We start from the raw sequence: 15,262 nt of genomic DNA, 5'->3' as shown, positions 1-15,262 counted from the left end.
GACTAATTTTAACAAACAGATAGTCTTCTGGGGCGATGGTTCAGGCTAGGGTAGCGCGATCACCAAAAGTCGCCAAGAGCCCGAAGTTAGTGTGATTTTGCAAGAGGCATCAATAACTGATAATGCAACAACTACAACGCTTAGAACTAATAGTAGATTGCGCAGAAATGCAAAGCGAGCGCGATAACGGCTTGCATTTTTGCTATACACTTTGTGCCGATTCCATGCGAAATCGAGCAATTTTCGATCAGGTGCTTCTGTAGGCGATTTATCCTGACTCATAAGCTTGATAGCTGTTGCACATATCAGCTATCAGATTACCTTAAGATTGAAATGCATTTTCAATTGCTTGGTTAGGGCATCTAGAGGTTTGTTTAACTCGAAGATTGACAGCTGGCTTGGGTAATAAGATTTCACTAGATCCTGAATCATAGAATTAGTGGAAGGTGCGAGTCCACTAATCGTGTTTGCGATCTCATCTGCCAATCTACCACTGCCCGCAATGATTATGGTTTGCTGACCGACGGAAAGGTTGAGTACTAGATCACTCAATGAAATTTTTCCACCATTAATCAAAATAGTAATTGAAGGGTAGCGATCGGCTAGGGTGGATGCACAATGGGCAAGCCAAGGTGATTCGTTTCCCCAGTTAATACCTGGAATTAAGGCGAAATGCGTATGATGTTCTTCTAAATCAGTAAGTTCTCTGGTTTCAATATCAATAGCTAAGTTGAGGGAATGGCCTGGTAAGTTGACTTTTGCTTTTGGGGCAACGCCGACTAAGTTAAAGCTACCACCAATATGCTGACGTGCTTGTCCCATCATTTGGATAACACCAGCGTCTGTTCCTCCATCAAAAACTGTAACTCCATAGGTTTCAGCGATTGGAGCTAAGACTTTTGTGAATAGGTGCTCTACTCTAACTTTACTTTCTGGACTCATCTTACTTGCCCCACCGATGATTACCATGCTGGGGGATGGCAAGTTCAATCCCAACGCATCTAAAGATTTGGCGTAACTGAAGGTATCTGGTACATCTAGCACGTAGGCTGTTTGGCCACTAGAAAACGTATATTTGAAGGCGTCGTCGGTAGAGTTTTTGCGCATTGATGCCTCCTACCTTGCTATTTGCTTCAGGTCTAATTGCCTTAAGCAAGAACATATATAACGTTTGTTAGCCATAAACTTGAGAGTGCTTAGAGCACCTGCTGTATTTGGGAACAAAGAGCAAAGTAGATATTCAGTCTAAATGTACCTTTCGGAAAATAGAATTAAACTTCTTGATATCTTGGACTGGAGCAGTAAACTTGACACAATTTTAACTGGCTCAGCCATTGATCAGTATTTAACTGGCATTATTTAACTGGCTAAATACTTTTAAATAGAGAGTTTGCCTCAGTTCACGCATGGTGTTTAGCTCAGTATATTAAGCTGGGCAAAAGTTATGGTTAGAGATTAGGTGAGTTTAGTGGGAGCTTACTACAAATCAAATTCATATGGTAGATGTGGCTCTCTTCAAGGAAAATCATGTCAATTTCACTTGCTATCTTTTACGGACATCAGTGAATATGCATATTTTGAAAAAGCTTGATGTATGTTTAAGGAGATGTCTATAGGCTACCGATTGAGTGTGTATGAGTCTAATCAGTAGGATGACTCAATATAAGCTACGCCTCGCTTATCAACGGCCTAAAGAAGATCGTCTGAGGCGTATTGCTGTGGTGAAGCCACGGAATAACGATATTTTTATTAGTTATACTCCCCAAGATGGAGATTTCGTCAGACGTTTGGATCAGGCCATTCGTGACCAAGGTTTGGATCCTTGGATCGATTTTGATGATATTCCTGATTTCAATCATTTTTTAGATGGTGATAGTACGTATGAAAAACAAATAAAAGATGGCATTCTTGGAGCTGATGTTTTTGTCTTAGTGCTTTCTAATGCAGCACTAGGTAATGGAAAAATAATGCAAGGGCTCAGGTTAGCCCAACGCTTAAATAAACTTATTGTGCTTCTATATCAGAATTCATTTGCTGATATACATGAGCTGACTCTCAGCCTGGATGATTTACAGTACTTAGATTTGAATTCTCCGCTAGTGGGCAAGGTGTTTGAACAAGTCGCCTGCAACATTATTCATCTACAAACTTATACGAGACTTTTAGCACGGGCTAATGAATGGGATAAGCAGGGCCGTCCTCAATCGTATTTGTTGACTTTAGAAGACCTCAAAGAGGTTAAAAAACAGAAGCGTTGGATTGAGACTCATAAGCTGGGAGCACAGTTTAAATTTACTAAGATTCAAAAAGTTTTCTTGGAGACTGTGGATCGAGCCCATGAAACATCTGAGTATTTTAGTAAGAGCCCACCTGATATTTTCATTTCTTATTCTCGCAGTAACAAGCATTTTGTCGAGAAACTGAATCAATCATTAAAGGATGAGCGTTGGAAGGTCTGGATTGATCGAGATAGGATCCCTGTGGCTGCTAATTGGCGAGATGAGGCAGAAGAGGGGATACGTTATGCTCATACTGTTATTTTTGTTGTTTGTCCTGACTCTCTTACTTCTAAAAATTGTCAATGGGAGTTTGAAAAGGCTAAAAAATATAAAAAGCGAATTATCCCAGTTATTAGTTGTAATGACTATAACCGAGAGGTTTTTCAAGCTATGGGATTATCATCTGTTCAGTATGTGTCTTTTGTGAGGCATGGGCAGTCTTTTGATCAGTCGTTGCAACAATTATTAGATGCACTGAAAACCAACTTGGACGATCTGAAAGTCTACAGACAGGTTTTAGTCAAGGCCTATGAGTGGTCTGATCGTGAACGTTCAGATAGGTTTTTGATGGGGCGTCACGAGTTTAAAGAGGTACAAGGTTGGCGTAGAAAGCGTCAATATCTTCAACAAACAGATAATCGAGAGGTTGATCTTCTACTTCCTCGTCAGCATGAATATATACAAGCAAGTCAACGTTATTTGGCTCTACAGCGAAAGCGTCAGTGGGTGATGATATCTGCAATATTGGGGATCTTTGCAGGGCTTTCTACACTTTTGTTAGCCACAACATTCAGTGAGATTAAGGCGTTAGTAAAATCCTTGGATAATCTTAAGGGGTTAGATGCCTTAGTGACTGGCTTACAGGCAGGAGAACGGGTTAACCATCACTACTTGTTTGTGAGACTTTTGCGTCCTGATTTGCAGGCAAAAGCGACAACTGTACTACATCGAACAGCCCTTAATCTTAGTGAAATTAATCGTTTAGAGGGCCATGATGGGAAAGTTTATTCTGTTGTTTTTAGCCCAGATAGTCAGCAATTAGTTTCAGTGAGTGTTGATAAAACTGTTCGTTTTTGGGGGTTGAGAAAAGAGACAGATGATCAAGGAGAATCATGTTCGCAAAATGCTACAAGATTTAATATAGATAAAGGTGGTATTCCATCAAAGGCATTTAGAACAGTTTCTTACAGCTCATATGGAAGCGATATAGCAACAGGTGATGAAGATGGAACTATCAAGTTGTGGGGATGTACTGGGCAACTAACTAAAGTCTTGTCTCAATCACATCGCGATCGTGTTAATCGCATTGCCTTTAGCCCAGGTGGTCAGTATCTAGCTTCGGCAGGGAAAGATGGCCAAGTGTTTCTGTGGACTCGATATGATGGATTTTCTACTCTGATTAATTTTGAGTATCAAGGTAAAGCACCGGTCTCAACCCTTGTCTTTAGTCCTAATGGCAAATACTTGGCAGCAGCTGATGCTCAAGGATTAGTTCATTTATGGGAAATTAGCCATAATCCTGAAGGGTTACCTTTTGTCAGGTTGATCAATACTTTTCTGTATGAAGTACCAGAAAATCTCCGATATCTCATTACGTTAGTTTTTAGTCCAGATAGTTCTTTGCTAGCTTTTTCAGGCTACGGCGGTGTTGTTCAAGTTCAAAGCCTTAAGCAAGCAACTGTTCGTCGTTTGGCGGATCACGACGGTGATGTCTATCAAATTGTGTTTAGTTCTGATGGAAGAACGTTAGCATCTGCTAGTTTTGACGGCACTGTGAAGCTCTGGAATCCTCGTGGAAAGGAAGGTAAAGAATTAGTCCATACTCTTAGAGGCCATCAAGGTCCGGTGTATAGGGTAGTATTTGGCCCTCAAGATGACGTACTAGCTACAGGAGGTGCGGATGGGATTGTGCGTTTGTGGTTGCGAGATAAGGGTGTTCAAATAGAGGCTTTTGAAGGTCATGAAGATGAAATATCTAGCCTTGCTTTTTCTCCAAAAGCTACGCTTGGTTATGCATCGGTATTAGCCTCCGCGAGTGATAGTGGCGATATTCGGCTTTGGAATATCGATAGTCCAATTCAACCATTACCTCACAACAGTGATGTGTATGACGTAACCTTACGACCTGATGGCAGAATGATTGCTTCAGGTGGGAGGAAGACTGTTAGAGTATGGCGACCTGATGGTACTCCACGATTTCATATTGCATTTGGACAAGATAGCAAAGTACTAGCAGTGGACTATAGTCCCGATGGCAGGATACTGGCAGCAGGTGGTTCTAATGGCCAAATCAGGCTCTGGAAACCAGATTTTGACACAGAGAAGCCGATACAGGTCTTGGATGCCCATTCTGATCCGATGGATGAAGAGTCTAGTTCGGAGGAAGTTTTAGATTTAGCCTTTAGCCCTGATGGTCAGTGGTTAGCTTCGGTAGGAACTGACAGAACCCTAAAACTTTGGAGATTTGAGGGTGAGCAACTTTACCGATACGTAACACTGGAACATTCTAACGATGTGACTGGTGTTGCATTTAGTCAGAACAATCAGCAATTGGTTACTAGCACTCGTGCAGAAAGTGATGCTGTTGGCAGAGGAATTTATCTATGGCAAATGCCTAAAAAAGGAATATTGGGGGAGAAGCCGAAACTGCAATTGCTAACTGAAGAAAAGCATGAAGGCAGTGTATTAACGGTTGCGATTCAACCTGCTAAGGATGGCATCATCGCTTCAGGTGGCAAAGATGGCAAGATTAATCTTTGGAATGCTTCAGGTGAATTGATTAGAACTCTGAATGAACATACTGATCCAGTAACTAAAGTGAGCTTTAGTGGTGATGGGCTGTTTTTGGCTTCATCTAGTCAAGACGGTAGCGTTAGGCTCTGGACAGCCCAAGGGGATTTGATTTCAGTATTGGAGCGCCATAAACGAGCTGTATCGAGTGTTGAGTTTGCTCCTAAAAATAGTGATCTTTCTCCTAATGGCAATGAGTTTATAGTTTCATCGAGCTCAGATGAGGATGTTCTGCTTTGGGAGCTATGGGACTTATCTAAGCTAGAGATAAATGAGCGCAATCAGAATCGTGCACTACTCAAAATGCTAATTTCAAATGGTTGTCGGCCCGCAATGCCTTTTTTAGAAAGTCGCTATAGCAAAGATACTCAACAAAATATTGGGGAGATGAACACTTCTGAAAGAGAAAGCTTAGGGGAAATCAAAAAAATCAAAGAATTTTGCGATCGCATCTTGCCCAATAAAAAATCAGAATCCCGTTAACTCTTAGGTTCAAACCCTAGGATGCTCTACAGCCTGAAGGATCATTGACAGGATCATCACAGAATCCATAAGAATTCACCGCTAGATCCTGTACTTCATTGGTGCTGATTACCTGTATCCCTTTGGACAACATAGGAAGCACCAACGTGCTAGACAATACAGCTGTATAAATCCAAATAGATAGTTTCATGATGATGGTCCTGCATAACTGCCTACTGCTTGAGAACTCTGCATATCATTTCTATTGAAGCACTAATTTTCCGGAGGGAACCTTGCTACTACGGACGCTTTCTGTGGTGTCATAACAGCTCTAATGCACTATGGCTAAGTTTTGTATCGAGTTTACTTGGGCTAAGACGGTAAGCAAGGGCGTATTCTGGGATGGGTTTAGCCTTAAACGTTCATTGGAGTAACACGTCGAAGCCTTCACAACGTCAGTCCGCAAATTCTGAATTTTTATTAAGTATACAGGCCATTATACTTTCGTCTAAGTGGCGCACTACACTTCATCGATAACTATTGGAAGTTTTGGTTTTCCGTGATTTTGTTCTTCAGATATACGCCATTATTGGTAGGAGAATTATCTCTTTTACGTGTGACTGGCGATGAAGTATGAATAGTATTGCATTATGTAGCTAAATGTCTAATCTTTCAGTAAGCCATAGTAATCAACTATCAGTAAAATTAAGGTGGTGTGCCTTACTAATGGTTATCTGTTGGCGATTATGATCTCTTTTGTCCAAAAATCGATTCGTCAATTAGTTGAAAGACCCTCTGAGCAGTTGGAAGTTGGTCCAGTGAAGTTGGTTGTTATTCAGCCAACAACGTTCTGCAATCTTGACTGTGACTATTGCTACTTGCCAGATAGGCATCTCAAACTGAAGTTTTCGCTAGAGTTACTAAATCCACTATTTGAGAAGCTTTTCAAGAGTGACTTAGTTGATCAAGGTTTTACTGTGGTGTGGCATGCTGGTGAGCCTTTAACGATGCCAGTAGAATTTTATGAGGAAGCGTTTAGCCGAATTGAAAAGATAAATACCCAACTGAATGCTGAGCCAGTCAAGATCAGGCATGGAATTCAAACCAATGGCACTCTTATTAATGATGGTTGGTGTGATTTATTCAAGCGTTATCATGTCAACGTAGGTATTAGTTTAGATGGCCCTGCTTTTTTGCATGATGCTCATCGGGTAACTCGAAAAGGACTGGGTACCCATAGTGGTGTAATGCGGGGTGTTAAATTGCTACAGGAGAACGGAATTGGGTTGCATGTGATAGCGGTCTTGACTAGTGCATCGTTAGACTACCCTGATGAAATCTTTGATTTCTTTGTTGAGAGTGAGATTCGACATGTTGGATTTAATGTTGACGAAGAGGAAGGTACAAATGAGACGTCTTCTCTGGAAGGGAATGAAGCACTAGCTCGATATCGAGATTTTATGACAAGATTGCTGGAACTCACAAAGCAAAATCCAGAAACTTTGAAGATACGTGAGTTTGAGCAGACTCGAAATATTATTGTTGGAAAAGCTGATATTACAAAAGGTCAGCATGTGCCTTTTACGATGCTCAATATTTCTCATAGTGGAGATGTATCGACTTTTTCCCCTGAGCTATTATCGATGAAAAGTGAGGTTTATGGAGACTTTGTGTTTGGTAATATTCTACAAGACGACTTTGAGTCCATTTATGCAACGCAGAAGTTCCAGAGGATAAATAGCGATATTCGTGCAGGAGTGGAGCTTTGTAAAACACAGTGCCAATATTTTTCTGTATGTGGTGGTGGAGCACCGTCTAATAAGTACTTTGAAAATGGCACATTTACGTCTGCTGAGACAATGTACTGTAAGCTTACAACGCAAATCTTGACAGATATAGTTCTCAAAGACCTGGAACAGCAACTTGGTTTGCCAAATGGCGAATAGATAGAGTGCATAAATAACTATTATGCAATTCTATCTATAATTCGGGGAGTCTATTAGTTAAATCAGTTGAGTTTTGAGAGTTTTGAGCATTCATAAGCTATACGCGTTTTTCAGGTTCATCTAGTTTTTAGCATCAGGGAAGCATCTAGCCAATGAATAAGAAGTATTTTCGCCAACCATTAAATGCTATTGGAGCTGCATTAATGGCTGTGACAATGTGCTTGTTCTCCAATCAAATAGCTAAGGCTGCTAATGAATCGGTCGATAGTCCTAATGATTTGTCAGTTAGACAACGAGTATTTAGGATTCGCCAGCAGGTTGTTCATTTATCGAGTAAAGATAGCAATTCTGATACTGATCCTGTGGTAGATCCTACTCCATGGGATGATTGGAATGATTGGGGGAATTGGAATAATTGGAGTAATTGGGGTGATGCGCCACCGCCTAGTCCATCACCTTCTGATGAGTAATGATTCTTTAAAGATATGCGTAGGCCTGGCTGTATCAATTTTCTTAGTATTTGAGATCAAGTGATTTAGCCTCCTTTAGATTATTTAGACTTTGCTCCTGAAAAACTACTATGGGAGGAGCATAATAATGGGATCTTGCTAGGAGACCAATGTCAAAAACTTGTAGGAAAAACGCTTAGAGTCTTGTTTTTACTTCACATGCAAAAACCATCATACTGTTTTCCAAAGTATTGCTGATATTTCTGTTCAATCTTTGAATCGAAGTTAAGATAAAGAAGGCTGGAATTAACAGGTTTACCATAGCTCATGAGTTTCCATTCGCATATATGGACTAAGTTGGCTAAAGCACTTTCTGCATGTATAGTGGCAGTGAGTCTGCTTGGGTCTAAATCAGCCATTGCTGAGAATTCAGCAGCATTTCACCCTACGAACCAATCCGATAGACCATCTGTGCCAACTAGAGTTATTCGAGTTAGAGAAAAACTTGCTACTCAAGCACTCGATTCTTATAGTGATTCTAATTCTGAAGACTCTAAAGGCATAATATCTCAATGGAACAATTGGCCTAATTGGAGTGATTGGAATAACTGGTCTAATTGGAGTGATTGGCCTAATTGGAGTAATTGGGGTAACTGGGGTAATTGGTAAAAAAAATTAAAGGCAGATTGTACAGTACTTTTGTTGCTAGAAATTTGGGTTTACCGCTCCCTGTATTCAAATATTCACTATGAACATTTTGAGTCATTCCAAATACTTGAAGCCCCTGAGTTTAATGAATTCTAGGCATGTGAATTATGGTTAGCATATTGAAACAGGTAGAGCCAAAAATTTAAGCTTATGCGTCTGACTTATCTGTGTTTCTATTCGCACATTTTGAGTCGAGCTTGTACATTTCTTCGTTCATATTTGAAGTGATCAAGCCAGTCACAACCGCGTTTTAATAAATCATCTAAACTGGAGTCAATTTGCCATATAGATGTTTGCCCGCTATCGGCAGTAAATATTAGGTGTTTGCCATCAGGTAGAAATTGAACGCTACGTACAGGTTTATCACGATAACTACTATATTCTGCCAGTAGTTTCCCCTGTAGGCTCCACAATCGAATATTGCCATCTTCTGAAGAAGTTATTATCTTTTGATTATCAATGCTCACGTCAATTCCAAGCACTGGATTGATGTGAGCTTTAAATGATTTTTCTAGCTCTAGATTTTGTTCACTATCAAACAAATTCCATACTGAAACTGAGTTATCCGCCGAAGCTGTTACCAAAAAGTTATCGTCAGGCGTAAAGCTCAAGTCTAAAACTGATGATGGTTGCTCGTTAGAGCCTTTGATTATCCTATTATTTTCAATATCTAAAATAGTTATTTGGCCATCGGCCCCGCCCGCAGCAATATATCTACCATCATGGCTGTATCTTATGGCTAGGAGTGGTGCATCGGCATCATTCATTTGTTCCTGTTGAATGAGATTGCCATTCAAATCCCATATTTTCAGTTTTCCATTGGCATTGCTAGCAGTCGCAATGTACTGGCTATCTGGGCTAAAGTCCACATCCCATACAATTTTATCGTCAGGATTATGCTTATCTCCAAGTTCTGGATTAACTAAAATTTCTTCTTTGATGGCTTTTGTTGGAAGGTCGAAAATTACAATTGTTCCATCTTCCGAGCTAGCTGCAATTAACTTCTCATCTTGACTAAACCGAAGGCTATAAATTGGTGATTGGTCACGCAGTTCAAATCGATCAGCTGAATCTACTGTGAAACCTTGTTCTATTGATATAGGATTGGGATCTTGAAACTTCCATAAATAAAGACTACCGTCTAATGCCCCTGCTGCAAGATGCTCTCCGCTATTACTAAATTGTATGGATCGAAAAGAAGTATTATCTTCATGCTGAAGAACGGCTATTTCTTTATTGCTCATATTCCATGTACGGATGCTGCCATCGGCAGAAGCTGTTGCAAGAATATGACTTTGTCGAGGATTAAAATTCACACTAAAAATCTCTTGAGAATGGCCTTTAAGTTCATCGATTCGGCGACCAGTTTTAAAGTTCCATACACGAGTTGTTCTATCAGCAGATGTAGTAGCTAAGAAAGTTCCATCAGGACTAAAGCTTAAGCCTAATATTGGTTGTGAATGAGCTCTAAAGCTTTGGAGGATTGATCTATTCTCAAGTTCCCAGATCTTCACCTCTCCATCCTCAGCTGTTGTTGCAATAAACTCACCCATTGGGTCAAAACTAGCACCGTGAAGAGGGGATGAACTGCTGCTATCTGAAGGATCCAGTAACATCTGAAGTTGTTTGCCGTCAATGTCCCATAACCGTGCTTTACCGTCGGTTGAAGCTGTTACAAGTATTGTTCCATCAGGGTTAAATCTGACGTCTTTAACGGGGGCGTTATGGTTTAGGACAATTGACTTATTACTTTCTAAGTCCCAAATCTGAGCGGTATTATCATCTGAGGCTGTTGCGATGTATCTATTGTTATTGGGGCTAAAGCTAACATTGTTAACTGCAGCTTGATGATGAGTCAATGATTGCTCAATTAGTTGACCCTGAGTGTCCCAGACTTTGACGGCGCCATTTTTAGAAGCTGTAACGATAAGTTGACCATCTTGGCTAAAATTAGCATTTAGCACTGGTATCCTCTCTGGAGAGGTTTCAATGGTAGCTAGTTCAGTGCCTTGCATGTTCCAAAGCTTCACTGTTCCATCTTCAGATGAAGATAAAAGTTGAGTGCCATCAGGACTAAAAATAACGCTGTAAACATCACCTTGATGCCCACGGATTTGATTTTTTGATCGAATATTATCCAGGATAAATTGCAAAGTGTTATATGGCCCATAAGCGGGCATTGTGTTTAAAGAATTCTGATTCTTGTTTATATTGAGACTTTGGTTAATCAAATTTTGCAGACTCTGTCCAGAAACCATTGCATTAACAAGGGATGCTAATGGTTCAGATTCAAATTGTTGTAGTGTAATAATGGAGTCACGATCCAACTCAGAACCTTGTAACTGTATACGTACTGTTCGATTGTTCCAGCCTGCGTATACAAAAGAGACTGCGATAATAGCTCCACTAATCGCTAGTGCTGAAAGGATAGTGCCTCTGCGAATACGCTGTTGTGCTCGCTGTAAGTCCGACTCGGTTTTGCGCCGTTGAGCTTGTTCTTCCTCTAACTTTTTGTTTAGTTCCTTTAGCTCATCTCGTTGCTTCTCAGCTTCTTGACGTTGCTCCCGTTCTTCCTCAAGTTCAGCTGTAAGTTCACTAATGCGAGGTGTTTGCTGACGACGAATGTAAGACACCAAGTAATCATGGACTAGTTGATAACGATTGGCTGGCAAAGAAGGTAATAAAAAGACTAAGCCTGATTTGACAAAGATTTTCAACACTAGATCTAATCTAGTCGCTTCAGTTGCCAGATTCTGTGCGAGGGCTTTTAATGCACTTTCCAGCTCATCTTTGGTTTTTGGAGGACGAGTCTCATTCTCATCTGTCAAAAGATATAATACTAAATTAGCGGCCTGCTGATTTTCAGGACCACAATCTTTAATGACCTCTTCTAAATAACGTTGAACTAGAGCAGATTTGGGCCCTTTTTCATTATATGCGTCTAGGGTGGTAATACTCTCTGTCTGGAGTTGAGCTCCGACTATTTGTAACTCAATTGGTCTCACCTGCTGTGTACTACCAGCTAAGTCTCTGACAAGTATATTGACTAATGCAGGTTCAAGATTAAATTGGGTTCTTTCTGTGAGACTCTGAATAATTGCCTTTGCATCTTCCGGTGAGAAATTTCCGATTTCATAACGGTGAGCTGCACTCAAGATATCATTCGTGATGTAGTAATCATCAGTGGCTAGATGCTCAAACTCTAGTAAGTAATGGAGATAATCTTCTCTCATTACAATAATGACTTTAGTGTAGGGAATCTTAAAACAACAGCTTAAGAATTTTAGGAAGTTCTTTCTTTCTTCCTGATTAGAATGTCCAATAAAAAACTCTTCAAATTGATCCAAGATTAGAACGCTAATGTATCGATATTGGTTTTGCGTTAGCTGTTCTAAAATTGACTTTCCAGAGTTTAGAGGATTAGTTACTTCTTCTTCATGACGGTTTAAATTATCACACAATTGATATCCTAAATCATCCACCCAATTACTGTAGTACTGTAGGGTAATGGTTAAAACATCACGAGTTTTAATGATGCGATCACGAAGAGTGGGAATTAGTCCTGCTCTTACAGTTGAACTTTTACCTACACCAGACTGTCCATGGATAATTGTCAGTTTGAAATTGTCCCTTGCAATTCTGTTGACTAATTTGTCAATATCTCGCTGTCGATCAGATACAGAAATTTCTTGAGCAACTTTTTCAGGGTTAGACTCCCCAAGAATCATAGTAGAACCAAGCTGTCGACTTGGCTGTAGCCGACTTGCACCAATAAACGCTCGTAAACCATACTGACTTTCTATAGAACGTTGTTCTTGCTTTGCCTCAAAAGCACTCAAATAATTATGTTGTGCAATAAATAATTCACGTAACTGCTTCAATATAGAAATACGAAGTATTGGATCAGATAATGATCTAATTGTTTGTCTTGCCCCTTCTGAGCAGGTGGCTGCTTCGGATACTTGTCCTTGGTTTTGTAGCGCTTTTGCTAAAGCTAGCTGATATAAAGCTCGATGCTTACGTTGTGATATAGGTGCTAGTTGAATGGCCTGTAGTGCCTGTTCTGCGTATGACTGGGCTGTTTCCCAATCGTTGTTTCGCAAAGATATTTGGGATAAAAATCCATAGTCTCTTGCTAGTCTTGCATTATTAGCGTTTGGTTGACCAGGCTTATGGAGGTTGAGTGATTTGTGGGCTAGTACGTCTAGCTCGTTCCACCGTTTTAGGCGCAATAAGGTCTCACCTAACTGCCCGATGAAACAAGCGACTAAATCTGGACGATTAGCAGATGTAAAACTTTCTAAGCATTGTTTGAAATAGACTTCTGCTTGTTGAAGGTTGGGTTGGGCATTAGTAGGTTCCATCTCAGACTTACGCTTGTGGCAAAGCCCTAGATGAAATTTGACGATGCCCTGTTTTTCGGTAACATTCAGATTTTGCCAATGGGCCAAGCAATACTGATAATTTCTTTCTGCCTTATCGAACCGGTTATGCCTATAATGCTCACGACTAATGCCCAGCTTCAAAGTGGCAATGATCTCATCAGATAGTGGGTGATTAAGTGCTTCTAACTCCTGTTTTGCTTGAAAGTTTTCCTTGATTTCTTGCGAGTTTAAAGCAGAGTTGAGTAAATTTTCTTCTGCAGGATATTCTGTGGCCGTGTTCAGGATATGATGAAATAATTGGTCGGAACGCTTTTCTAAGAGTTCAATTAGTTCCTGTGGGTTGTAATCGAAAGTAATTGGAGTTGTCCAATTATGAAAATCTGGGACTAATCTAATGACTTCTCCTAAAACCTCATCCGTTACCCAAATCACTATTGGGAATCCGAAATTCTTTCTAAATTCTTCTCGTACTTGATTTGTTGATAATAGTAATTCTTCTAATTTCTCTACGGACTCCAAACCTAAAATACATAAAGCCTCAGGCATTTGGTCCTGGAAGTTGTACTGTATTCGTGTGTATAACTGCCTAGCAGTTTTGGGTAACTGTAGAGTTTGAATAGATACAGCAGACTGTTGGTGTAACTGCTGCAGGATTTGCTCTCGTAAAGGTGCATAGTTTGAGCGGGCAAGGATTAGCTCAAATCTTCGACCACCAGTTAAGCGCAACGTTCTAGCTAGTTTTTCTAAAGAACGCTTGTTATTTTCTGAGAGATTGACTGAGTCCTTGGCCTGGTTCATGGTTACTCATGAAAATTGGTTGTCAAACGTCACCATTGAGAAACTGAATTAGTGCTTATGTCTCCTGCTTAGAGTTGAATCAAGTCAGATAACTTGTCAAGTGTTTTGGTTATTTGACTTGATTAATGGATTTAAGTCAAACCACCTACCTCCATCTTTGTCATGATATTCAAAGACAAAAAGACTCCTAAGCAAGATTTGATATCCTTTCTCTCCGCTGACCATTTTATTCTCTTCTACGCTATTTAAAAGTTGCCATTCATCTTCAGTAATAGCCATTTTTAGGCGGTCCTCATATTCTCGAATCACTCTTTCAAGGGTAGTGCGCTTTAGGGGAGGATCTTGTTCTTGCAGACAGGTATAAAGCATGCCTAGAAGGTTGCGTACGTGCCCACCACTAATGTTGCAAAGCCTATCTAGTGTCGTTGTGTCGTCAAAAACTTCTGAGATTAAACTCTGATATTCTTGAGGTTTTGCATCAGGAAAGGCCCTGGCCATAATTAACTGGCGTAGTAGATTCATTCCTTCTACACATTTATCGCCATTGCGCAGACGAACTGGCACCATTGGCAGAGTTTTTGGCAGTACTCCGCCACCGAATCGATTGATCATCGTCTGGTGATCGTTAGAAAAGGTTAAAGATAGCGGAATTGTGTATACAACATGACAATTTAGTTTGCGCAGTTGCTCGCCTCTATCAATGAAAAGGTATTCAGGTTGAGGTCGTCCTGCATCATTCACTCTATTGTCAACTCGATCCAGACTATCAACGAGGACAACTAAGCCTTTTTTGCCTTGTAGTTTTAGTTCTTGATTGGCTTTTCCAAGGACATCTTGATTCAGTGCATCTAGAATGCTGCTTGTCAGTGGTTCAAGATATTGCCTGAGGCGTCCACGGGTTTTGGGGCTCTCTTTTGTCAGGGCTGTCAGCTTTCCTAACCCAATAGGGAGAGAGAATTCGAATTCTGAAAATTCAATAGGTGTTTGCAGAAGTTCGGAAACCTCCTTAAACAGTTTTTCAAAATAAGATGGCTTGAGTTTAATCCCAATATTCTCAAGTCTGATGCTGATGCGATGGGCAATTGCTAATAGTATGTCCGTAACATCTACATCTGCTAAATCAAGATCCTGCGAGGATTCAAAATAAACTACATAAAAACCCTGCTCTTCTAAGTCAGCTTGTAGCCTACGAAGCTCGGTAGATTTCCCACAGCCAATGTGCCCTGTAAAAAGCTGGCAGCTTGATTCTCCCCCAAATGATTTAAGTGCAATGGTGCGTTCAATTGCTTCGATAATTTTGCCCCCACGAACTTCAGCAAAATCAACATAATATTGCCGATCCTCTGGCTTACTGATGATTAGAGTGCGGCTGGGATCACAAGCATCAAAAAATCTAAGGAAGTCCATGTGTAGGATTTAGTTAGTTAAGGTGCCAGAAGTATTAG

At 40.4% G+C, this 15,262-nt stretch carries 7 protein-coding genes; 3 read left to right on the top strand and 4 right to left on the bottom strand.

Features of this window, described 5'->3' with window-relative positions; genetic code table 11:
* Positions 1 to 312: 312 nt before the first annotated feature.
* Entirely contained in the window at positions 313 to 1,107 is a 795-nt protein-coding gene (locus DXZ20_RS05825; protein WP_163667107.1) for a hypothetical protein, read from the bottom strand.
* A gap of 545 nt (positions 1,108 to 1,652) precedes the next feature.
* On the opposite strand from DXZ20_RS05825, the gene DXZ20_RS05820 reads away from it, so the two are divergent.
* Positions 1,653 to 5,552: a TIR domain-containing protein gene (locus DXZ20_RS05820; RefSeq protein ID WP_163696963.1), complete on the top strand. Its 3,900-nt coding sequence runs from the start codon at positions 1,653 to 1,655 to the stop codon at positions 5,550 to 5,552.
* A gap of 16 nt (positions 5,553 to 5,568) precedes the next feature.
* Here DXZ20_RS05820 and DXZ20_RS05815 read toward each other — a convergent pair whose 3' ends face one another.
* Complete coding sequence (locus tag DXZ20_RS05815) at positions 5,569 to 5,742, bottom strand: hypothetical protein (RefSeq protein ID WP_163660027.1); 174 nt, start codon at positions 5,740 to 5,742, stop codon at positions 5,569 to 5,571.
* 535 nt (positions 5,743 to 6,277) lie between these two features.
* Here DXZ20_RS05815 and grrM point away from each other — a divergent pair.
* The gene (grrM, locus tag DXZ20_RS05810; protein ID WP_163703412.1) at positions 6,278 to 7,477 is read left to right on the top strand and encodes a cyclophane-forming radical SAM/SPASM peptide maturase GrrM/OscB; all 1,200 of its coding nucleotides are present in this window, start codon (positions 6,278 to 6,280) and stop codon (positions 7,475 to 7,477) included.
* A gap of 152 nt (positions 7,478 to 7,629) precedes the next feature.
* Entirely contained in the window at positions 7,630 to 7,947 is a 318-nt protein-coding gene (locus tag DXZ20_RS05805; RefSeq protein WP_163696961.1) for a hypothetical protein, read from the top strand.
* Between the two features lie 860 nt (positions 7,948 to 8,807).
* Here the strand turns inward: DXZ20_RS05805 and DXZ20_RS05800 are convergent.
* A complete protein-coding gene (locus DXZ20_RS05800; protein WP_163696959.1) occupies positions 8,808 to 13,817 on the bottom strand; it encodes a WD40 domain-containing protein in 5,010 nt (1,669 codons plus the stop codon).
* Positions 13,818 to 13,913: 96 nt separating this feature from the next.
* Positions 13,914 to 15,224, bottom strand: coding sequence for an ATP-binding protein (locus DXZ20_RS05795; protein WP_163696957.1), 1,311 nt, complete (start codon positions 15,222 to 15,224; stop codon positions 13,914 to 13,916).
* Positions 15,225 to 15,262: the final 38 nt, after the last annotated feature.

It is taken from the genome of Adonisia turfae CCMR0081, assembly GCF_011009555.1.
Lineage (GTDB): Bacteria > Cyanobacteriota > Cyanobacteriia > Phormidesmidales > Phormidesmidaceae > Leptothoe > Leptothoe turfae.
Note: the sequence above shows the minus strand (reverse complement) of the source record. Positions and strands in the feature narration are given on the sequence as shown.